Source organism: Tabrizicola sp. BL-A-41-H6 (assembly GCF_050632395.1).
Lineage (GTDB): Bacteria > Pseudomonadota > Alphaproteobacteria > Rhodobacterales > Rhodobacteraceae > JAUYQR01.
In genome coordinates, this window is sequence record NZ_CP192600.1 from 2,366,173 (window position 1) to 2,387,022 (window position 20,850).

The following is a 20,850-nucleotide window of genomic DNA, read 5'->3' on the forward strand; positions in this document are numbered from 1 at the left end:
GGACGGGTTCAACCGTCCGAGCAGTGGCCCCAAAAAACAGGAGCATCTTTATGAAAACTATCGCAGCAATTTTTGCCACGGCAACCTTGGCAATGCCGGCCTTCGCCGGCGGCATGTCAACCCCCGTGACCGAACCCGAGGTTGTCGCGGCCGCTCCGGTTTACGCGGCTCCCTCCGCAGACTGGTCGGGGTTCTACGCCGGTGCACAGCTTGGCTACGGCGACGTAAGCTCCTCGCCTGACGGCTTGGGCGGCAACGGCGAGCTTGGTGGTCTGCACGCCGGCTATCGCTGGGACTTCGGTCAGTTCGTGGCTGGCGCTGAAGTCGACTGGGACAAGACCAACATCGACCTCGGCGGCGACGCTGGGTCGCTCGATGACGTTGCCCGTCTTAAACTGATCGGCGGTGCCGACCTCGGTCGCGCGCTGGTCTACGGCAGCGTCGGCATGGCCAAGGCCAACGCAACTGTCGGCGGCGAAGACCTGTCCGACACCGGTTATACTCTTGGTGCAGGTGTCGACTACGCGATCACCGACAGCTGGACCGTGGGTGGCGAACTGATGGGCCACCAGTTCAACGACTTCGACGGCTCGGGCGTTGATATTGATGCCACGACCATCAAGGCAAAGGTCGCGCTGCGCTTCTAAGCGCGCCACGACCATCACTGATCGGGCCGGGGCACATGCCTCGGCCCGTTTTCATTTCTACCCGATCATTCGCACGGGACACCCCTGTCACCACTTCCCCGTCGCCCCGCCGCCCGACGACCGACCGCCGCCAAATCCGCCGCTGCTGCCGCCCGAGGATCCGCCCGAACTCCCCCCCGGACCGCGGCCCGAAAACCGGTTCGACTCGCGCCGGATCGGGATGGTGAAGGGGTGGCGCTCGGTATGTCCGCAACTGGTGCAGGTCAGATGCTCGATCCCGGTGCCTTCGCTCTGCGGCGTCGGCTCCTTGGCGATGTCGCGAACCCGTTTCAGCGTCAGCTTCTGGCATTTCGGGCACCGCTTCCGACCGTTGCGGTAGGACCGCAGCCCGAACAGGCCCGCCGCCGCTGCGGCCACCGCGCCAAGGCCAACCGCATTCCATGTGTTGTCTTGCGGAAACCCGTCTTCCAGAGTGACCGGGTTGCCTGCGATGAACGGCTCCACCAGCCGCTCGCGCGCAGATTGCAGCCCATCAAGGATGCCCTTCGCGAACCGTCCCTCGCGGAACTCCGGCAGCATCGCCGTGTCGATCACCCGCTGCGCTCGCCCGTCGTAAACCGCGTCATATGCGGACCCAAGCGCAATGCGCGCCTCCCGGTCCTCGACTGCGACAAGGATCAAGATGCCATCATTGCGGCCCGCTGTGCCCACGCCCCAGGCATTGAACAGCGCCTTGGCATAACTGGTTATCGTGGCGCCGCCCCCGCCATAGTTGGAAATCCGGTCCATCGTTGCGACAACGACATGAACCCCCGTCTCCTCGCGCGTGCGCTCGATAAGCCCCGCTATGTCCGCCTCGGCTGAAGGCGTCAGGATATCGGCGAAATCGGAAACCGTGTCCGTCCGTGGTTGCGGAAGCTCTTGGGCAAAACCAACGCAGGGCAAAAACAGCCCCAGCAACAATACGCGCAGCATGATTTATCCCATCAGATCGGCAATAACCTTGACGATCATCATGACATCATCGCGCGTACAGTCAAACTGTCCGACTTGCACCCGGATCACATAGCGCCCCTGATGCCGCGTCTGGGTCAGGTACAACCGCCCGTCGTCGTTGATCCGCGCCAGCAGCGCCTCGGTTTCGGCATCCGTGGCGGCGGCAAAGGTGAACAGCGACAGCGACGGTTCCGTCACGATGTTGATCCCCGGCAACTGCGCAAGCGCATCGCGCGCTTCCTGCGCCCAGACGATGTGATTGCGCACCCGTTCCCGCAACCCTGCAAGCCCGTAAGCCCGCAGCGTGAACCACAGCTTCAACGCCCGGAACCGCCGCCCCAGCGGCACCGTCCATTCGTTGAAATTGACGATCTCCTCGCGCCCCGCCGTCTCCAGATAGGTCGGGCGCAGACCAAGCGTGCGCACCTGCGGCCCCGGATCGCGCAGAAACTGCACCGAGCAATCGAACTGCGCCCCCAGCCACTTGTGCGGGTTCATCACGATGCTGTCGGCCCCCTCGACCCCCGCCCACAGATGCCGCAACTCTGGACAGATCATCGCTGACCCCGCCCACGCCGCATCGACATGCACCGGCAACCCCTCCGCCTTCGCCACCGCAATGCACTCCGCAATCCGGTCGAACGCCCCGATCGACGTGCCGCCTGCGCACAAGATCACGCCCGCAGGCCGCATCCCCGCCGCCCGGTCCGCCGCAATCGCCGCCGCCAGCGCCGCAGGGTCCATCGAGAACCCCGCATCCGTCGGCACCTTCACCAGATTGCGTTGCCCGATTCCCGCGACCCGCACCGCCTTGTCCACCGACGAATGCGTCTCGGCACTCGCATAAAACCGCAGCACCGGCCCGCCCGACAACCCTTCCGTCAACCCGGCAAACCCCAACGCCTGCTCGCGCATCGTCAGCACCGCCGACAGCGTCGCAGTGGTCGCCGTGTCATGGATCGTCCCCACGAACCCCTCCGGCAACCCCAGCGCCGACCCAAGCCACCGCACCATCACCTGCTCGATCTCGGTCGCCGCCGGCGAGGTCTGCCAGATCAGCGCATTCGCCGCCATCGCATTGGTCAACTGCTCGGCCAGCATCGACGCGGGCGAGGCGTTGGCGGGAAAATACGCAAAGAACCGCGGGTGCTGCCAATGCGTCATCCCGTCCGGCACGATCCGCGCGAAATCGGCAAAGATCGCCTCCGGCGTCTCGGCCTCTTCGGGCGGCAGGGCGGGCAACTGCCCCGCAATCGCACCGGGCACCAAGGGCGCGCGCACCGGGCGGTCGCGCAGGGTGGAGTGATACTCATGCGCCCAGTCGGCAGCCACTTTCGACCAGTGGCGAAGATCATCGTGGTTCATCGGGGCCCCCTCTCGGCAGGTCGCCAAATGGCCACAAACCGGGGCAGGGAGCAAGGCGTCCCCCCGCAGCGGTCCGGCATTTTACAGTGGATTCTTAACTGTTGCCCGCTATACGCAAACGCAGGATTACCTTGTGACGGATGTTTTCAATGTCGATATCGCGCCGCACTGCGCTTGGCCTCGCGCTCGCCGCCGTGCTTCTCACCACCGCCTGCATCGGCGGCGGCACCTTCCGCACATGGTACGAAGCCCCGATCCCGGCCGAGGTGACGAGTGGTTGGACAGTGACGGATGTCCGCGTCTCTGTCCCCGAAGGTCTCGTCGTCAGCGAAGCCAAAACGATTCTCCCAAAGGCTGATATCGTCTGGCGCGAAGATCCGCCCGGCGACCGCCGCGCCCAGGTGGCAGAAATCATCCGCACCGCCGCCGAACGCGCGGTCAGCGGCCTAAACGGCGCGCGCAAGGTGCACCTCAACATCACCGTGACGCGGTTTCACGCGCTGACCATGCAGGCCGAAACCCGGCTCGATAATGTCGGCGTGCACAACATCACTTTCGTCGCCTGGATCACCGATGCCGAAACCGGCGCCATCCTCGCCGGTCCCGAACCGATCGACGCTGAATTCCCCGCCCTTTCAGGCGATGACATGCGCGCTGCCCGCGAACGGGGCGAAACGCAGAAATCGCAGATCAGCGCCCATGTCACCCGCACCATCGCCGGCTGGCTTGGAATCGGCCCCGATCCGCGCGGCAGTTTCACCCGTTCTGGCAACTGAACCGCGCTTGCGCGCTTTGGCTTTCGCGTGCTACGTCCCGCTGATGATGACCACTGGCACCATTACCTGCTGCATTACCCGCTGACATCGTCAGGCGGGCCCGGTCTTCTGTTTTCAAGCACAGTCGAAATTGGTAAGCCCCGCCGGGATCAACGGCAGTGTGCGGTGCCCTGTTGCGAGGACGACCATGACGGGCCTGAGGCTTTACAACACCAAGGCGCGCGCGAAGCAGGACTTCGCGCCGATCGATGCGTCGAACGTGCGGATGTATGTCTGCGGCCCCACCGTCTATGACCGCGCCCACCTTGGTAACGCCCGCCCGGTCGTGGTGTTCGACACGCTCTTTCGCCTGCTCCGCCACCTCTATGGGGCCGATCACGTCACCTACGTCCGCAACTTCACCGACGTCGACGACAAGATCAACGCCGAGGCGCTGCGCCGTCAGCAGGCAGGCAGCCCCGGCACGCTGGAAGAGCTGATCCACCAGCGGACCGAGGAAACCATCGCCTGGTATCACGCCGACATGGACGCGCTCGGCGCAATACGCCCGACGATGGAACCCCGCGCCACCGAATTCATCGGCCAGATGATCGCGATGATCTCCACCCTGATCGCCAAGGGCCACGCATACGCAGCCGAAGGCCATGTTCTCTTTGCCGTCGAAAGCTACGCCGCCTACGGCAAGCTGTCCGGTCGCAGCGTCGACGACATGATCGCCGGCGCACGGGTCGAGGTTGCCCCCTACAAGCGCAACCCGATGGATTTCGTTCTGTGGAAACCCTCGTCGGGCGAAGAACCCGGCTGGGAAAGCCCGTGGGGCAGGGGCCGCCCCGGCTGGCATATCGAATGCTCCGCGATGGCGCATGAACTCCTTGGCGAGTCCTTCGACATCCACGGCGGCGGCCTCGACCTGCAATTCCCGCACCACGAAAACGAGATCGCCCAATCCGCCTGCGCCCACCCGGAAGGCGACTTCGCCCGTGTCTGGATGCACAACGAGATGCTGCTGGTCGAAGGCAAGAAGATGTCCAAGAGCTTGGGCAACTTCTTCACCGTGCGGGATCTCTTGGATCAAGGCGTGCCGGGCGAGGTGATCCGCTTTGTTTTCCTGATGACGCACTACCGCAGCCCGATGGACTGGACCGAGGGAAAACGAAAGGAAGCCGACATTACGCTCGGGAATTGGCACAAGTTAACTTGGGAACTTGAGCCTACCCCTTGGGAGCGGTTTTCTCCGGACGCCAAGCTTGTCGAAGCTTTGACGGACGATCTGAACACGCACATGGCACTTGTCCGCCTCCGGTCCTTGCAAGACCAGCCACAGGCCCTTCTCGACAATGCAAGGTGGCTCGGCTTTTTGCCGGATGGTGAGCGCGAAACATTTCGCGCTGCTTGGCTGAACATAAGCTCGGGATCAGGAGCATCGCCCAAACTTGCAGACCTTGAACAACACCTTGATCACCTCTGGAACCAAGCTAAGGCGACCAAGGATTTCTCCGCCGTGGACGCACTTAAGTCCGCCCTCATCGCCGCAGGCGTCGAGGTCCGCATGTCGAAAGCCGGCGTCGAACTAGTCCCCGGCACGGACTTCGACCCTGTCAAACTGGATGCGATCCTATGACCGCTGCATTGCCGCCAATCCTTAAGGCCACATTAACGCACCCAGCCAACCCATTGATATCAAAAACCCTCAAAATTGTCCCACCGTGGGACATTACCCCCGGACCCATCACATGACCCGCGAGCGCCTCCATCTCTTCGACACCACGCTCCGCGATGGCCAGCAGACCCAGGGGGTCCAGTTTTCGGCCGCCGAGAAGGTCCAGATCGCCGTGGCGCTCGACGCCCTCGGCGTCGATTACATCGAAGGCGGCTGGCCTGGCGCCAACCCGACCGACAGCGATTTCTTCGCCGCCGCCCCGCAAACCCGCGCCACCCTCACCGCCTTCGGCATGACCAAACGGGTGGGCCGCTCGGCCGAAAACGACGACGTCCTCGCCGCCGTTCTGAACGCCCGCACCCCAGCCGTCTGCCTCGTCGGCAAAACCCACGACTTTCACGTCACCGCCACCCTCGGCGTCACCCTGGACGAGAACCGCGAGGCCATCGCCGCCTCCATCTCCCACCTTGTCGCCAAGGGCCGCGAACCTCTCTTCGATGCCGAGCATTTCTTCGACGGCTACCGCGCCAACCCCGCCTACGCCCTCTCCTGCCTGCAAGCCGCCCTCACCGCCGGCGCCCGCTGGGTCGTCCTGTGCGACACCAACGGCGGCACCCTTCCCGCCGAAGTGGGCCGCATCACCGCCGAGGTGATCGACGCCGGAATCCCCGGCGACCACCTCGGCATCCATTGCCACGACGACACAGGCAACGCCGTCGCCAACACCCTCGCCGCGATCGACGCAGGCGCGCGGCAAGTGCAAGGCACACTCAACGGCCTTGGTGAACGCTGCGGCAACGCCAACCTCACAACAATCATCCCGACGCTTCTCCTGAAGGAACCCTACGCCAGCCGGTTCGAAACCCGCGTTACCCATGCCTCGCTAGCGGGCCTTCTGAAGACCAGCCGGATGCTGGACGACATCCTGAACCGCGTCCCCCTCCGCGCCTCTCCCTACGTTGGCGCCAGCGCCTTTGCCCACAAGGCTGGCCTCCACGCCAGCGCGATCCTGAAAGACCCCTCGACCTACGAACACGTCAACCCCGCCGTCGTAGGCAACGAGCGGGTGATCCCGATGTCGAACCAGGCGGGGCAGTCGAACCTGCGCGCCCGCCTTGTCGCGGCCGGGATCGCGGTCGATCCGAAAGACCCCCGCCTCGGCCGCATCCTTGAGGTGGTCAAGGACCGTGAGGACCAAGGCTATGCCTATGACGGCGCGCAAGCCAGCTTTGAACTCGTCGCACGCCGCGAGCTGGACCTGATGCCGGACTTCTTCGAGGTCAAACGCTACCGGGTCACAGTGGAACGCCGGAAGAACCGCTACGACCGGATGATCAGCCTGTCGGAAGCGGTGGTGGTGGTGAAAATAGGCGAGCGCAAGATGATGTCAGTCAGCGACAGCATGGACGAGGCGGGATCCGACCGCGGCCCGGTCAACGCACTGGCCAAGGCGCTTGGCAAGGATCTTGGGCCCTATCAGGCCTGCATCGACGACATGAAACTGGTCGACTTCAAGGTCCGCATCACCAACGGCGGCACCGAGGCGGTCACGCGCGTCATCATCGACAGCGAGGATGGCCAGGGACGGCGCTGGTCCACCGTTGGGGTCAGCGCCAACATCGTGGACGCCTCGTTCGAGGCATTGCTCGACGCGATCCAGTGGAAGTTGATCCGCGACGTCGGGGCCCCGGCGTGACCATCGCGGCTTGCGCGGCACTGGTCGAACGCGGCGATCCCGACCGCTTTCTGGCCGTGATGGCCGCCCCGGCGGACGCGCGGGCACAGCTTTTCCCGCTCTATGCCTTCAACCTTGAGGTCGCGCGCGCACCATGGGTGACGGACGAACCCTTGATCGCCGAGATGCGGCTGCAATGGTGGCGCGACGTGGTGGCAAACGCAGCCTCGGGTGCCGCGCGGGCGCATGAGGTTGCGGGGCCGCTCCACGATCTGATCCGCGATTTTGGCCTGCCGGTCGAGGTGATGGACCGGCTGATCGCGACGCGGATCTGGGATGCCGGGCGCGACCCCTTTCCCGACCGCGCTGCGCTTGATGCCTATATCGAGGCAACCGGGGCGGGCCTGATGTGGCTGGCTGCCCGCGCACTTGGCGCGCCCGAGGCGGCCGAGGCCGCGGTGCGAAACTATGGCTGGGCTGCGGGATTGGCGGCGTTCCTGCGCGCGGTTCCGGAACTGTCGGCACGCGGCCGTGTACCCCTGCCTGCCGGGACTGATGTTGCCGATCTTGCCGCGTCCGGCCTTGAGCGGTTGGCGCAGGCGCGAGCACAGCGGCGCACCGTGCCGAAGGGGGCGGCCCATGCGCTTTTGGCCGGATGGCAGACCGAAGCGACCCTAACTCAAGTGCTCGCCGACCCCGCAGCACTGCCCGAAGGTACACTGGCCCCGTCCGAGTTCCGTCGCCGGGGCGGGCTTTTGTGGCAGGCCTTCACCGGGCGCTGGTGATCAGACCCGAAGGTCGCGGGGGCGCAGCCAAAGCCAAATCAACGCACCACCTGCCAGCACAAGGAACGGCAGCATCGCCATGTTCACCAGTTGCCAGCCCTGCTGAACCGACCCGCCAGAGCAATTCATCAAACCGCCAGACGAAAACGACGCCATCGTGACGCCGCCGAAGACCACAAGGTCATTCAGGCCCTGCAGGCGACCGCGTTCTTCAGGGCGTTGGGCAGCGGTCAGCATTGTGGTCGCCCCGATGAAGCCGAAGTTCCAGCCAATCCCCAAAAGCATGAGGGCAATGAAGAAATTCTCCAGTTGCACGCCGGCCATCGCCACGGCCCCGGCTGCGGCAAGGATCGTCAGGCCAAGCGCGATCACCCGCTCCACGCCGAAACGGGCGATGATATGGCCGGTGAAGAACGACGGCGCGTACATCGCAAGAACATGGGCTGTGACGACATCGGCGGCGTTTGCCGTCTTGAACCCACAACCGACAACGGCAAGTGGCGACGAGGTCATGACGAGGTTCATCAGCGCGTATGATACCGTAGCGCAGATCATCGCCACCGCGATCACGGGGGTGCGCACAAGTTCAGCCCGGCTGCGGCCCAGCGGCGCGCCTGCGACAGGCGCCTTGGGCTTGGGAATCTTCAGGCCCGCAAACAGGAACACGCCGACAAGGTTCAACCCGATGACGGCCAGGTATGTGCCTAGAAACGGCACCGCCATCGCGTCAGCCGTCACCTTGACGATCTGGGGGCCGACAACGGCGGACAGCAGGCCGCCAGCCATGACCCAGCTGATCGCCTTCGGACGAAACTCGTCTGATGCGGTATCGGCGGCGGCAAAACGGTAAAAACCCTGCGCCGACATGTAGATGCCGGTGATGAAGGCGCCAAGACAAAAGATGGCGAAGCTGGCGATCGACAACCCGTAGGCACCGATGGCTGCCCCAAGCGCTCCGCCCATCGCGCCAACGACGAACCCAGTCCGACGACCGTGTTTCTGCATCAGGGCGGAAATCGGGGTGGCGGTCAACATCGAGCCGATCACTGTGCAGGTGATCGGCAGCGTCGCCCAGCAATGGTTCGGCGCAAGCGTGTTGCCCGCAAGGCCGGCGATAGTGAAGATCATCGGCATCTGTGCGCCGAGGATGGCTTGCGCGCCCACAAGGACGAGGACGTTGCGTTTGGCGAGGGCATCTTGGCTCATTCCGACAGGGGTAAGCCGGGCTCTGCCGGGGGGCAAGGCGAAAACCGTCGCATCGGATGCAAGGGTGGTTGCCTCAGGCGGGGATGTTTGGGCAAAGAGGAAGAATGGTAGGCCGCATCATCCATTCCCTCGACTGCGTGGCGGAGGGGGCAGACTGGCTGGCCGCGCGCGAACCGGCCTTTGCCCGTGCGCTGCCACTGGTCGGGCCACTGCCGCTGCGGCGACAGCCAGACGGGTTCGGCGCGTTGTTGAGCGCGATCGTGGGCCAGCAGGTGTCGGTTGCAAGCGCGCGGGCGATCTGGGGGCGGTTGGAAGCGGCAGGTCTGACCGAAGCGGGCGCGATGGCGGCGGCATCGGACGAGGTGCTGCGCGCCGCAGGCCTCAGCCGTCAGAAGGCGCGCTATGGGCGGGCGTTGGCGCAAGCGGGGATCGACTTCGACGCCCTGCGAAGTTTGCCGCACGCCGAGGTCGTGGCGGCGCTGGTTGCGGTTCCGGGGATCGGGGTCTGGACGGCGGAGATCTATGCGATGTTCGCGCTGGGGCGGGCGGATGTGTTTGCACCGGGCGATCTGGCGTTGCAGGAGGCCGCGCGGATGCTGTTCGGGCTGGAGGCGCGGCCCTCAGAGCGGGCGCTCAGGGCGATGGCGGAGGACTGGTCGCCTTGGCGGTCAGTTGCGGCAAGGATCCTCTGGGCCTATTACCGGGTTGCGAAGGAACGGGATGGAGTGGCGTAATGCGGGACTTGCGGTTCGGGCGACGGGGGGCGGGGTCAGGCGGCGCGCGATCCATGGTCGTGTTCGTGCATGGTTATGGCGCGGACGGGTCAGACCTTCTGGGGTTGGCCGACGTCTTGGGTGAGCATCTGCCGGACACGGTCTTTCTGGCGCCGGATGCGCCGGAGCGGTGTGTTGGTGGCGGGTTCGGGTGGCAGTGGTTCCCGATCCCCTGGCTGGACGGGTCTGACGTGGCGCTGGCCGAGGCTGGGCTTGATGCGGCGGCAAAGGATCTGGACGGGTTTCTGGATGCGAGGCTGGCAGAGGAGGGGTTGGGGCCGGAGCGGCTGGCCCTGGTCGGGTTCAGCCAGGGGGCGATGATGAGCCTGCATGTCTCGGTGCGGCGGCCGGTGGAGATGGCCGGGGTGGTGGCGATTTCGGGGCGGCTGCTGCGGCCAGAAAAGCTGGCGGCGGAGGCGGTGGTGAAGCCGCCGGTACTGCTGATCCACGGCGATCAGGACCCGGTGGTGCCGTTTTCGGACATGGCGAAGGCGGGAGATGCCTTGGTTGCGGCGGGGGTGCCGACCTTTGGGCACGTGATGAAGGGGACCGGGCATGGGATCGCGCCGGATGGGCTGGGGGTTGCCTTGCGGTTCCTGAAGGATCGGTTGGGGTGAGGCACGTCCCACGGTGGGACATTCTTCGACCTTAATCAATACAATGGGTTACAGTGTGACTTTAAGAAAGTTTTAACCTGTGTCCCTGCCGCGTCAGGCGACGCTGTGCAGGTAGGCGGCGCAACCCGTCAGTGCTGCGTAGTCATCTTCGACGACGGTCACCGAAAAATCCTTTTCCAGCAGGTCCACCCGGCGCGCTTCGCGGAACTGGGTGGCGAGGCTGAAGCTGGACAAGGACGGGGTCATCGCGCGGGCCATGCCACCGATCAGGTAGATGCCGCCGTAGGGCAGGTGGATCAGTGCGAGGTCGGCAAGGGTCTGGCCCAGTATATGCACGTATAGACGCGCTGCATGTGCAGCGACCGTGTCACCGGCGGCAAGGGCGGCCAGCACTTCGGCCGAGGTGAGGCTGTCGGGGCGGCCCGCTTCGGTTGCGGCGAAGGCGTGCAGATTGGCAAGTCCGCGCCCGGCCAGAACCTCTTCAACGCCGGCATGGGCGACCTCGCCTTCGGCGGCAAGGCGGGCTTCGACGAAGCGCAGGAGGCGGAAGTCTTCTTCGGTGCGGACGGGCATGTTGACGTGGCCACATTCCGACGGCGGCACCACGCGGCCTTGTGCGCCGGGGTGAACTGGGGCCGCATTGACGCCGGTGCCAAGGCCGACGACGAGCATGGCCGCGCCGGATTTCACCGGGCCGGGAATGACAGTGCGAAGGTTTTCGGCAGGGATGTGGCCAAGCGCCTGACCTTGTGCCTGCAAGTCGTTGAGGATGGCTACCTTTTTCGCACCAGTGGCACCGGAAAGCTTTGCCGCATCCATCACCCAGTCAAGATTGGTCATGGTGGCGACGCCGTCCTGAACCGGGCCGGCGGCGGCGACACAGACGCCGGAAACGGTTGCGCCTGTCTGGGCGAGGTAATCCTTCAGCACATGCGCGATGTCCTGCCCGCGCGCCTGATATTCGGCGTTGGGAAAGCGACGGATGGAGTCAAGCCGCACCTTGGTGCCGTCGGCCAAGGCCACGCGGGTGTTCGTGCCGCCAATGTCAGCCAGAATTGCAAGGGTCATGCTGCGTCCTACTCGTTTCGCGCCAGCGCGCGGGCGAGAGCGTGATAGGAGGATTTGGGCGTGCGGACCAGAGTGTCGAAATTGACATGCACGAGTCCGAAGCGTTTTTCGTAGCCTTCGGCCCATTCGTAATTGTCCAGAAGCGACCAGTAGAAGAAGCCCTTCACATTGGCCCCATCGGCAATTGCCCGTTTCGTGGCGGCCAGGTGCGAAAACAGGAAGTCCTCGCGAACACGGTCAGTTACGGCACCATCTTCAAGTTGATCGGCGTTCGCCATGCCGTTTTCGGTGACGTAGATCGGCAGGTCGCCGACATAGTCGCGCGCCATGCGGGTAAGGAAGTGGTGCAAGCCATCCGGGTATATCTCCCAGCCCATCTGGGTGCGGGGCAGATTGCCGGGCACGTCTTTCAGCGACGGCCAGGGCGCGGTTGCATCATGTGCGTGCAGGTGGCGGGTGTAGTAGTTGACGCCGAGCCAATCTAGCTTTTGCCCGATCACCGGCATGTCGTCTTGCCAGTTCGCCGGCATGTGCGGGGCAAGACCCTCCAGCACGTTGGAGGGATAGGTCTGGCGGGTGATCCCTTCGATGAACCAGCGGTTGAAGATCCCATCCCAAAGGTCTGACGCGGTTTGATCTTCCGGGCTGTTGGTCGCCGGCGAGGCGTGGTCGAAGTTCAGCACGATGCCGAGGTTGGGTTGGCCCAGCCCCCGCAGGCGCTCGACCGCAAGGCCGTGGGCGAGAAGGATATGGTGCATCGCGCGGGCGGCGGCGCGGATGTCGCGCAGGCCGGGGGCGTGGATGCCCATGAAGTGCGACAGCCACGCCACGCACCAGGGTTCGTTGACCGTGGCGATGGAGGCGACGCGGTCGCCAAGGCGCCGGGTGATGGTTTCCGAGAAATCGGCAAAGCGGTGGCAGGTGTCGCGGTTCGCCCAGCCACCCTTGTCAGCCAAGGCCGAGGGCATTTCCCAATGGTAGAGTGTCTGGAAGGGTTTCAGACCGCGCGCCAGCATTCCGTCAACCAGACGGTCATAGAAATCAATGCCTTCCGGGTTGACGTTCACACCATCTGGCATGACGCGGGGCCAAGAGGTGGAGAAGCGGTAGCCATCGAGGTTGGCCGCTTGCAGAAGGTCCAGGTCGGCGGGCCACTGGTGGTAGTGGTCGCAGGCCTTGGCGCCGTTTTCGGCGCGGATCACGTTGCCGGGGGTAGCGGAGAACGTATCCCAATGCGACGGACCGCAGCCGCCGAACGCGGAGCCTTCGATCTGGTAGGCGGCGGTGGCCGCCCCGAAGACGAACCCTTGCGGGAAATCGAAGCGTGAGAGCGGCGGGATCGGCATGGCTCAGCCTTTGGGCGCGGGGCCGGTGGACTGGCCGATGATGAGTTCAGCCTCGAGAAGGCGCTGTTGCGGGGCGGCCTCGGGGTGGGCAATGACGTCAAGCAGCATCTCGGCCGCAAGGCGCCCGGCTTCGCGCACCGAAGAGCGGGTTGCGGTGAAGATCGGCACATCCTCGCCGTTCTTCATGTAGGACAGGTCGTCATCGTGAATGATGATCGAGACGTCGCGGCCAACGGTCAGACCCTTGCTCTCGACCGCGCGGCGCACGCCCATGCCGGAGATCATCGAGGCGGCGAGGATGGCGGTGGGTGGTTTCGGCAGGGCCAGCATGGCGGAGGCTGCGCGGAAACCGGCGATTTCGGTCATCTCGTCCGTGGCCATCAGGGCGGGGTCGGGGGTGATGCCACGGGCGGTGAGGGCATCGACATAGCCGGTGCGGCGGCGAATGGCGAAATCCATGAACTCGAGGCCATTGACCAGTGCGATGCGGGTATGGCCGAGGTCGAGCAGGAATTCGGTGGCGCGCTGGAAGGCGCGGCGGTTGTTCACGTCAAGCCAGCAGTAGGGTTCGGCGGTGCCGGTAGCGCGGCCGTGGACGACGAAGGGCAGGCCGATCTCGCGCAGAAGCGGGATGCGGGGGTCGTTCATGCGGGGGGCGTGGACGATGACGCCGTCGACGTTGCCCTTGGATTTGAGCGAGCGGTAGGTGTCTTCCTCGCCCTCGTCGGGGACGACTGAGAGGACCATATCATAGTCGTTGCGGCTGTAGGTTTCGCCGGCGCCGGCGATGAAGTCGGCGAATACGGGGTTCACGATCTCATGGCGGGTGGCGATCGGGATTACGTGGCCGACGGCCATCGCGCGGCCGGTGGCAAGGCGGATGGCGCGGGTGTTGGGATGGTAATTGTGGCGTTTGGCCGCGGCCATGACGCGTTCGCGGGTGACCTCGTTCACCTCGGGGTAGCCGTTGAGCGCCCGCGACACTGTCGTGGGCGACAGGCCCAGCTTGGTGGCGAGTTCCTTGAGGTTCATGGCGGGCGGATGCTCAAAACGATTTCAATTGCGCGAACATTAAACATGGTGGAGGGGCAGGTCAAAGCCAAATGCTGCCCTCCGTAAACGATTACGGAACAGACTGTGCCGCCGGATTGGGCGATGGAAAAACATTGAAGGCGCTTTGGATTGACTTGAGGGGAAGGATCGGCAAATGTTGCGCATCCAAAGCGGTTTGAATTGATTCTGCCCCGTGGCGCAGAAGCTGTTATGCCGACGTTGGTTTCATGCCCCGTCAGAGGGCGGGGGAAACGGGAGGAAGACTAATGAAAACCAGACTTATCGTCAGCACCGCCGTGCTGGCGCTGGCCGCCAGCGGTGCGTTGGCCCAGGACCTGAAATTCCCGGTAGGTGAAGGCGCCTTCAACTGGGACAGCTACAAGGCGTTCGACGAGGCCTACAACCTGGACGGCCAGACCATCACCCTGTTCGGCCCGTGGCGTGGCGAAGACCAGGTACTGGTCGAAAGCATGCTGGCGTATTTCGAAGCCGCGTCGGGCGTGACGGTGAACTACTCGTCGTCCGAAGGCTACGAGCAGCAGCTGATCATCGACGCCGAAGCGGGTTCGCCGCCGGATGTGGCCGTGCTGCCGCAGCCCGGCCTGATCGCGCAACTGGCCGCAAAAGGTCTGGTCCTGCCGCTGGCGCCGGAAACCACCCAGTGGCTGACCGACAACTACGGCGCGGGCGCAAGCTGGGCGGCACTTGGCACCTATCCGGGCGCTGACGGCACCCAGGCGCTGTATGCGTTCCCCTACAAGGCGGACGTGAAGTCGCTGGTCTGGTACAGCCCGGAGAACTTCGAGGATGCGGGCTACGCGATCCCGACCACGATGGAAGAGCTGAAGGCGCTGACCGAGAAGATCGTCGCCGATGGCGGCACGCCGTGGTGCATCGGTCTGGGTTCAGGCGGTGCGACGGGCTGGCCGGCAACCGACTGGGTCGAAGACCTGCTGCTGCGCACGCAGCCTGCGGACGTCTATGACAAGTGGACCTCGCACCAGATCCCGTTCAACGACCCGGCCATCGTGGCTGCGATCGACGAATTCGGCTGGTTTGCCAAGACCGATGCCAACGTCGCCGGTGGCGCCGCTGCCGTTGCCTCGACCGACTTCCGCGACAGCCCGAAGGGTCTCTTCTCGTCGCCGCCGCAGTGCTACATGCACCGCCAGGCGTCGTTCATCCCTTCGTTCTTCCCTGAAGGCACGAAACTGGGCACCGACGCCGACTTCTTCTACTTCCCGGCTTACGCTGGAAAAGACCTCGGCTCGCCGGTTCTGGGCGCGGGCACGCTGGCCTTCGTGATGAAGGAAAGCGAAGCGGCCCGGGCCTTCATCGAGTGGCTGAAGACCCCGATCGCACATGAAGTGTGGATGGCGCAGACCGGCTTTGTCACGCCGTTCACCGGCGTCAACCGCGACCTTTATGGCAGCGAAGCACTGAAGAAGCAGGGCGAGATCCTGGCGAACGCCACGACCTTCCGCTTTGACGGATCTGACCTGATGCCGGGCGCTGTCGGCGCTGGCACGTTCTGGACGGCAATGGTCGACTATGTGTCGGGCAAGTCGGCGCAGGAAGTGGCGGACACGGTGGAAGCGTCGTGGCCGAAGTAACGGTGCTTTCGGCGTGATTTGCCGAATGTGATTGCAGCGGGCCCGGTCCTTTGTATCGGGCCCGTTTGCACCTTGGTCATCGTCTTGGGAGGGGCGCATGAATCCGGCTTTGCAGGCGGTCATCACAATCGGATTGGGCGTCGGGGGATGTCTGGTCTATTTCTACGGGTCGAACCTGTTCCTGGACAAGGTTCTCTACCCCCCGCGCGGGCCGAATGCAGGGCGCAACATCAACCGCGCCAACATGATCCGGCCCTGGCTGTTCCTGTTTCCCGCCATCGTGCTGTTGGGCCTTTATCTGGCCTACCCGGTGGTAGCGACGCTGTGGCTTTCGTTGAACAAGCAGGTTGGCGCCGGCAGCGAGTTCGTCGGCTTTGCCAACTACGCCCAGATGATGTCCGAGGATAAATTCTGGGAATCCATGAAGAACAACATGGTCTGGCTGGTGGTGGTGCCGGCGATGTCGACGGCCTTCGGGCTGTTGGCGGCGCAGCTGACCGACCGGATCAAATGGGGCAACATCGCCAAGTCGCTGATCTTCATGCCGATGGCGATTTCGTTCGTTGGCGCATCGGTGATCTGGAAGCTGGTCTATGACAGCCGCGATGCGGCGGTGGCGCAGATCGGTGCGCTGAACGCGATCTGGATGAAATTCGAGGGCGGCGTCTGGTCGGTGCTGTTCCTCAAGGTGCTGCCGGTGCTGCTGCTGGTCGCCTTTGCTGCCGCTGTGGCCTACGTCGTCTGGGGCATGGTGCGCGTGTTGAGCCAAAGCGACCGGCCGGTCGGCACGCTGGAAAAGGTGGCACGGGCGCTTGGAGGCCTGATCGGCCTCTGGTTGGTTTACGTGGCGCTGTCCTGGGCGCTTGGCGCGGTGCGGGCCGATCTGCCTTACGGCGTGCCGCAGCAGTTCCTGACGATCCCCTACTGGAACAACTTCTTCCTGATGGCGGTGCTGATCTGGATTCAGACCGGCTTTGCGATGGTGATCTTGTCGGCGGCACTGCGGGGTGTGCCGGAGGATACGATCGAGGCTGCGATCATCGACGGGGCGAACCCGTTTCAGGTGTTCTTCAAGATCAAGGTACCGCAGATCATGGGCACCATCGTGGTGGTCTGGACCACGATCACGATCACCGTGCTGAAGGTGTTCGACATCGTGCTGGCGATGACCAACGGGCAGTTCCAGACGCAGGTGCTGGCCAACTACATGTATGACAAGCTGTTTCGGGCGGGCGACTGGGGCGTGGGGTCGGCAAGTGCGATGGTGATCATGCTGCTGGTCATGCCGATCCTGGTCTGGAACGTCTACAACGCGCGCAAAGAAATGCGCTGAGGGCAGGGTGAGATGGACAACATAGCTGGAACCAAATCCTCGCTGACCTGGGCGGTGCATATCTCGGTCGTCGCACTCGTGTTGATGTGGGTACTGCCGACTTTCGGGCTTCTGGTCTCGTCATTCCGGACCGGGGATCAGATCGTCGGCTCGGGCTGGTGGCAGGCCTTGTCGACGCAGGAACAGCAACTGTCGCCGATCCGGATCGAGGGCGAAGAGGTGCCGAAGGACGGCGGCTTCGTGATCGAGGGCGGGCTTTTCGATGGGGCGGGCGCGGTGATCAGCGCCTGGGGCACCAGTTCGCGCGAACCGTCGGCCTACGCGCCGGGGGCGGTGGCCGATCTGGGCGACGGGCGGACGCTGACGGTGTCGGAAGCGGGGGATTATGTGCTGACCTCGCCCACAACGCTGGCGGGGGAGCGGTTGCCGCGCGTGTTCGCGACCGCCGCAACGCCGCCGGAGTTCACGACGCAGAACTACAACAACGTGCTGTTCAGCCCCTTGGCCGGGCAGACGATCTTTCAGGCCTTCATGAATACGGCGACGGTGGCCATTCCGGCGACGATCATCCCGATCCTGATCGCAGCCTTCGCGGCCTATGCGCTGGCGTGGATGGATTTTCCGGGCCGGGCGCTTCTGATTGCAGCGATCGTGGGCTTGCTTGTGGTGCCGTTGCAACTGGCGCTGATTCCGCTTCTTCAGTTTCATAACTGGATCGGCATTGGAAAGGGGTATCTGGGCATCTGGATGGCCCATACCGGGTTCGGGTTGCCGTTGGCGATCTACCTTTTGCGCAACTACATGGTGGGTCTGCCGAAGGACATCATCGAGAACGCGAAGGTCGATGGCGCGACGGATTTCCAGATCTTCACCAAGATCATCCTGCCGCTGTCGTTTCCGGCGCTGGCTTCGTTCGCGATCTTCCAGTTCCTGTGGACGTGGAATGACCTTTTGGTAGCCTTGGTGTTCCTTGGCACGGGCAACGACCAGCAGGTGCTGACCGGCAACCTCGTGAACCTGATGGGCTCGCGCGGGGGCGACTGGGAGATCCTGTCGGCCAGCGCGTTCGTGTCGATCGCAGTGCCGCTGGCGGTGTTCTTCTTGCTTCAGCGGTTTTTGGTGCGCGGGCTTCTGGCAGGGTCGGTCAAGTGAGCAGGATGGAACGGGAGGGGCGGTCTGTGCTGGCGTCGGACCCGGAGTGGTGGCGCGGGGCGGTGATCTATCAGATCTACCCGCGCAGCTATCAAGACAGCAACGGCGACGGGATCGGGGACCTGGTCGGCATCGTCACGCGGCTGGACCATATCGCCAGCCTTGGCGCGGATGCGATCTGGATCAGCCCGTTCTTCACCAGCCCGATGAAGGACTTTGGCTACGACGTCAGTGATTATTGCGACGTCGATCCGATGTTCGGCACGCTTGCCGATTTCGATGCGGTGGTCGCGCGTGCGCATGATCTGGGCCTGCGGGTGATGATCGACCTCGTGCTGTCACACACCAGCGACCAGCATCCGTGGTTTGCCGAAAGCCGCAAGGACCGGACCAATCCGAAGGCCGACTGGTATGTCTGGGCCGAGCCGAAGCCCGACGGCACCCCGCCGAACAACTGGCTTTCGGTCTTTGGCGGATCGGCATGGGAGTGGGACGGGCGGCGCGAGCAGTATTTCCTGCACAACTTCCTGACCTCGCAGCCGGACCTCAACCTGCACCACGAACCGGTGCAGGAGGCGCTTCTGGATGTGGCGCGGTTCTGGCTGAAGCGCGGCGTGGACGGGTTCCGGCTGGACACGATCAACTTCTATTTTGCCGACAAGTATCTGCGCGATAACCCGTCGCTGCCGAAACCGCTGCGCAACGACAGCATCGCGCCAAGCGTGAACCCATATAACCACCAGCTGCACCTGTTTTCCAAGAACCAGCCGGAAAACCTTGAGTTTTTGCGCAAGTTCCGCGCCGTGCTGAACCCCTACAACGCTGCCGCCGTGGGTGAGGTGGGCGATGCGCAGCGGGGACTTGAGATCATGGCCGAGTATACCTCGGGCGGGGACAAGGTGCAGATGTGCTACCCCTTCGAGATGTTGCAGCCGACCCGGCTGACCGCACCGATGCTGGTGGAAACCTTTGCCCGGATGCGGGCGGCGGCGCCGGACGCGTGGCCGTGCTGGTCGTATTCCAACCACGACACCGTGCGCCATGTCACCCGCTGGCATCTGACGGAGGAAGCGGCGAAGCTTTATGCCACGCTGCTGGTCACCTTGCGCGGCTCGCTCTGCCTGTATCAGGGCGAGGAATTGGGATTGCCGGAGGCGGAGCTGCAGCTGGAGGAGTTGCAGGACCCCTACGGCATCCAGTTCTGGCCCGAGTTCAAGGGCCGCGACGGGGCGCGCACGCCGATGGTCTGGGTCACGGACAATGGCACGGGCGGGTTCACGACCGGCAAGCCTTGGTTGCCGGTGAAGGCGCCGCATCTGCCGTTGTCGGTGGCGGCACAGACGGGTGAGCCTCGGTCGATGCTGACGCATTACCGCGCGGCGCTGGCCTTGCGCCGGGCGCACCCAGTGCTGCGCACGGGCGCGATGCAGGACATCGGCGCCTCGGGCGACGTGGCGACGTTCCGGCGCAGCGGGGATGAGGAGATCTTTTGCGCCTTCAACCTTGGCGACGCCACCGCGGAGGTGGCGCTGCCTGACGGCAAGTGGACGGCAATCGGGGCAGAACTCGGCAGCCAGACAGTAGGGAACGGGCGCGTGACGCTTGGTCCCTGGGGTGTCTGTCTGGCCAAACGGGACTGAGGGAGGAATATCATGGCGGAACTTCTGCTGAAGGACGTGGAGAAGGCTTACGGCGAGGTGAAGGTGTTGAAAGACATCAACCTCGACATCAAGACGGGCGAGTTGATCGTGTTCGTCGGGCCTTCGGGGTGTGGGAAATCCACGCTCTTGCGGATGATCGCGGGCCTCGAAAAGATCACCGGGGGTGAGTTTTCCATCGACGGCGTGCGGATGAACGACGTGCCGCCGGCGCAGCGCGGCATCGCGATGGTGTTTCAGTCTTACGCGCTTTACCCTCACATGACGGTGCGCGACAACATGTCGTTTGCGCTGAAGATAGCAAAGAAAAGCCCCGAAGAAATCAAGGCGGCGGTCGACAAGGCGGCGCGCATCCTGCAACTGACGCCGTATCTGGACCGTCTGCCGAAGGCGCTGTCGGGTGGCCAGCGGCAGCGGGTGGCGATCGGGCGCAGCATCGTGCGCGATCCGAAGGTGTATCTTTTCGACGAACCGCTTTCCAACCTTGACGCCGCCTTGCGGGTGGCGACGCGGATCGAGATCGCGCAGTTGAAAGAGGCGATGCCGAATTCGACGATGGTCTACGTCACCCATGATCAGGTGGAGGCGATGACGCTGGCATCACGCATCGTGGTGCTGGCCGGTGGCGGGATTAGCCAGGTCGGCAGCCCGCTGGAACTGTATGAGCGGCCCGAGAACGAGTTTGTCGCGCAGTTCATCGGCAGCCCGTCGATGAACCTGATGACCGGCGAGGTGGCGGAGACCGGCGCGATCACAACGGTCAAGCTGGACAACGGCGGCGTGGCGCGGTCTGCTGTGCCGACGATTGCGTCGGACAAGGGGCTTAAGGTCAAGATCGGCGTGCGGCCGGAGGATTTCACCGAGACCATGGGCGAGGCGATCTTTACCGGCGACGTGGAGATCACCGAGGCGCTTGGCGAGGTGACGCTTTTATACTTCAAAAAGCAGGGCGATGGGCATCAGGTGGTGGGCAAGCTGCCCGGCATCCGGTCGGAATTGCGCCGCACCACGGTCAGCCTGACCGCAGATCCGAAGAAGGTGCATCTGTTCGCCAATGGCCGGTCGCTGCTTTACCGCTAGAACAGGGACAGCACGCCCAGCCACAGCAGGCTTGACGCGCCCGCGAC

Annotated in this window: 18 protein-coding genes; 12 read left to right on the top strand and 6 right to left on the bottom strand. The window is 64.2% G+C overall.

From position 1 onward, the window contains the following. The first annotated feature begins 50 nt into the window (after positions 1-50). A complete protein-coding gene (locus tag ACROUL_RS11615) occupies positions 51-647 on the top strand; it encodes an outer membrane protein (RefSeq protein ID WP_431299632.1) in 597 nt (198 codons plus the stop codon). Between the two features lie 87 nt (positions 648-734). Here the strand turns inward: ACROUL_RS11615 and ACROUL_RS11620 are convergent, their stop codons facing one another. Together ACROUL_RS11620 and ACROUL_RS11625 are read right to left on the bottom strand one after the other, a co-directional pair. After that, positions 735-1,622 (bottom strand): TPM domain-containing protein, encoded by an 888-nt coding sequence (locus ACROUL_RS11620; protein ID WP_431299633.1) that lies wholly within the window; start codon positions 1,620-1,622, stop codon positions 735-737. Between the two features lie 3 nt (positions 1,623-1,625). Next, positions 1,626-3,008: a pyridoxal phosphate-dependent decarboxylase family protein gene (locus tag ACROUL_RS11625; protein ID WP_431299634.1), complete on the bottom strand. Its 1,383-nt coding sequence runs from the start codon at positions 3,006-3,008 to the stop codon at positions 1,626-1,628. Positions 3,009-3,157: 149 nt separating this feature from the next. Here ACROUL_RS11625 and ACROUL_RS11630 point away from each other — a divergent pair, with 149 nt between their 5' ends. From ACROUL_RS11630 to ACROUL_RS11645, 4 genes are all read left to right on the top strand, one after another. Next, complete coding sequence (locus tag ACROUL_RS11630; protein ID WP_431299635.1) at positions 3,158-3,784, top strand: DUF6778 family protein; 627 nt, start codon at positions 3,158-3,160, stop codon at positions 3,782-3,784. 187 nt (positions 3,785-3,971) lie between these two features. Then, positions 3,972-5,405, top strand: coding sequence for a cysteine--tRNA ligase (cysS, locus tag ACROUL_RS11635; RefSeq protein WP_431299636.1), 1,434 nt, complete (start codon positions 3,972-3,974; stop codon positions 5,403-5,405). 112 nt (positions 5,406-5,517) lie between these two features. Then, positions 5,518-7,140, top strand: a complete 1,623-nt coding sequence (gene cimA, locus ACROUL_RS11640) for a citramalate synthase (protein ID WP_431299637.1) — start codon at positions 5,518-5,520, stop codon at positions 7,138-7,140. Further along, positions 7,137-7,904 (top strand): phytoene/squalene synthase family protein, encoded by a 768-nt coding sequence (locus ACROUL_RS11645; protein ID WP_431299638.1) that lies wholly within the window; start codon positions 7,137-7,139, stop codon positions 7,902-7,904. The genes cimA and ACROUL_RS11645 overlap by 4 nt, the downstream gene beginning before the upstream one ends. On the opposite strand, the gene ACROUL_RS11650 is transcribed toward ACROUL_RS11645, so the two are convergent. Continuing rightward, positions 7,905-9,110 (bottom strand): MFS transporter, encoded by a 1,206-nt coding sequence (locus ACROUL_RS11650; RefSeq protein ID WP_431299639.1) that lies wholly within the window; start codon positions 9,108-9,110, stop codon positions 7,905-7,907. Positions 9,111-9,214: 104 nt separating this feature from the next. Between ACROUL_RS11650 and ACROUL_RS11655 the strand changes: the two genes are divergently transcribed. Together ACROUL_RS11655 and ACROUL_RS11660 are read left to right on the top strand one after the other, a co-directional pair. Further along, positions 9,215-9,844, top strand: coding sequence for a DNA-3-methyladenine glycosylase family protein (locus ACROUL_RS11655; protein WP_431299640.1), 630 nt, complete (start codon positions 9,215-9,217; stop codon positions 9,842-9,844). After that, positions 9,844-10,500, top strand: a complete 657-nt coding sequence (locus ACROUL_RS11660; protein ID WP_431299641.1) for an alpha/beta hydrolase — start codon at positions 9,844-9,846, stop codon at positions 10,498-10,500. The genes ACROUL_RS11655 and ACROUL_RS11660 overlap by 1 nt, the downstream gene beginning before the upstream one ends. A gap of 93 nt (positions 10,501-10,593) precedes the next feature. Here ACROUL_RS11660 and ACROUL_RS11665 read toward each other — a convergent pair whose 3' ends face one another. Genes ACROUL_RS11665 through ACROUL_RS11675 form a run of 3 tightly spaced genes read right to left on the bottom strand, consistent with a single transcriptional unit; the run spans position 10,594 to position 13,946 of the window. Then, on the bottom strand, positions 10,594-11,568 hold the full coding sequence (locus tag ACROUL_RS11665) for an ROK family protein (RefSeq protein WP_431299642.1): 975 nt from the start codon (positions 11,566-11,568) through the stop codon (positions 10,594-10,596). Positions 11,569-11,576: 8 nt separating this feature from the next. Beyond that, a complete protein-coding gene (locus ACROUL_RS11670; RefSeq protein WP_431299643.1) occupies positions 11,577-12,914 on the bottom strand; it encodes a GH1 family beta-glucosidase in 1,338 nt (445 codons plus the stop codon). Positions 12,915-12,917: 3 nt separating this feature from the next. Further along, the gene (locus ACROUL_RS11675) at positions 12,918-13,946 is read right to left on the bottom strand and encodes a substrate-binding domain-containing protein (RefSeq protein ID WP_431299644.1); all 1,029 of its coding nucleotides are present in this window, start codon (positions 13,944-13,946) and stop codon (positions 12,918-12,920) included. Positions 13,947-14,233: 287 nt separating this feature from the next. On the opposite strand from ACROUL_RS11675, the gene ACROUL_RS11680 reads away from it, so the two are divergent. From ACROUL_RS11680 to ACROUL_RS11700, 5 genes are all read left to right on the top strand, one after another. Further along, on the top strand, positions 14,234-15,580 hold the full coding sequence (locus ACROUL_RS11680) for an ABC transporter substrate-binding protein (protein ID WP_431299645.1): 1,347 nt from the start codon (positions 14,234-14,236) through the stop codon (positions 15,578-15,580). 97 nt (positions 15,581-15,677) lie between these two features. Beyond that, the gene (locus ACROUL_RS11685; RefSeq protein ID WP_431299646.1) at positions 15,678-16,913 is read left to right on the top strand and encodes a carbohydrate ABC transporter permease; all 1,236 of its coding nucleotides are present in this window, start codon (positions 15,678-15,680) and stop codon (positions 16,911-16,913) included. Between the two features lie 12 nt (positions 16,914-16,925). Then, a complete protein-coding gene (locus tag ACROUL_RS11690) occupies positions 16,926-18,065 on the top strand; it encodes a carbohydrate ABC transporter permease (protein ID WP_431299647.1) in 1,140 nt (379 codons plus the stop codon). 5 nt (positions 18,066-18,070) lie between these two features. Then, positions 18,071-19,705, top strand: a complete 1,635-nt coding sequence (locus ACROUL_RS11695) for an alpha-amylase family glycosyl hydrolase (protein WP_431301299.1) — start codon at positions 18,071-18,073, stop codon at positions 19,703-19,705. Between the two features lie 12 nt (positions 19,706-19,717). After that, the gene (locus tag ACROUL_RS11700; RefSeq protein WP_431299648.1) at positions 19,718-20,803 is read left to right on the top strand and encodes an ABC transporter ATP-binding protein; all 1,086 of its coding nucleotides are present in this window, start codon (positions 19,718-19,720) and stop codon (positions 20,801-20,803) included. The last annotated feature ends 47 nt before the right edge of the window (positions 20,804-20,850 follow it).

Bases quoted from the DNA above. Each gene is read 5' to 3' on its own strand.
- ACROUL_RS11630 (WP_431299635.1), top strand. From the start codon at position 3,158: ATGTCGATATCGCGCCGCACTGCGCTTGGCCTCGCGCTCGCCGCCGTG.
- ACROUL_RS11685 (WP_431299646.1), top strand. From the start codon at position 15,678: ATGAATCCGGCTTTGCAGGCGGTCATCACAATCGGATTGGGCGTCGGG.
- ACROUL_RS11690 (WP_431299647.1), top strand. From the start codon at position 16,926: ATGGACAACATAGCTGGAACCAAATCCTCGCTGACCTGGGCGGTGCAT.
- ACROUL_RS11615 (WP_431299632.1), top strand. From the start codon at position 51: ATGAAAACTATCGCAGCAATTTTTGCCACGGCAACCTTGGCAATGCCG.
- ACROUL_RS11650 (WP_431299639.1), bottom strand. From the start codon at position 9,110: ATGAGCCAAGATGCCCTCGCCAAACGCAACGTCCTCGTCCTTGTGGGC.
- ACROUL_RS11675 (WP_431299644.1), bottom strand. From the start codon at position 13,946: ATGAACCTCAAGGAACTCGCCACCAAGCTGGGCCTGTCGCCCACGACA.
- ACROUL_RS11680 (WP_431299645.1), top strand. From the start codon at position 14,234: ATGAAAACCAGACTTATCGTCAGCACCGCCGTGCTGGCGCTGGCCGCC.
- ACROUL_RS11695 (WP_431301299.1), top strand. From the start codon at position 18,071: ATGGAACGGGAGGGGCGGTCTGTGCTGGCGTCGGACCCGGAGTGGTGG.
- ACROUL_RS11620 (WP_431299633.1), bottom strand. From the start codon at position 1,622: ATGCTGCGCGTATTGTTGCTGGGGCTGTTTTTGCCCTGCGTTGGTTTT.
- ACROUL_RS11655 (WP_431299640.1), top strand. From the start codon at position 9,215: ATGGTAGGCCGCATCATCCATTCCCTCGACTGCGTGGCGGAGGGGGCA.
- cimA (WP_431299637.1), top strand. From the start codon at position 5,518: ATGACCCGCGAGCGCCTCCATCTCTTCGACACCACGCTCCGCGATGGC.
- cysS (WP_431299636.1), top strand. From the start codon at position 3,972: ATGACGGGCCTGAGGCTTTACAACACCAAGGCGCGCGCGAAGCAGGAC.
- ACROUL_RS11665 (WP_431299642.1), bottom strand. From the start codon at position 11,568: ATGACCCTTGCAATTCTGGCTGACATTGGCGGCACGAACACCCGCGTG.
- ACROUL_RS11660 (WP_431299641.1), top strand. From the start codon at position 9,844: ATGCGGGACTTGCGGTTCGGGCGACGGGGGGCGGGGTCAGGCGGCGCG.
- ACROUL_RS11625 (WP_431299634.1), bottom strand. From the start codon at position 3,008: ATGAACCACGATGATCTTCGCCACTGGTCGAAAGTGGCTGCCGACTGG.
- ACROUL_RS11670 (WP_431299643.1), bottom strand. From the start codon at position 12,914: ATGCCGATCCCGCCGCTCTCACGCTTCGATTTCCCGCAAGGGTTCGTC.
- ACROUL_RS11700 (WP_431299648.1), top strand. From the start codon at position 19,718: ATGGCGGAACTTCTGCTGAAGGACGTGGAGAAGGCTTACGGCGAGGTG.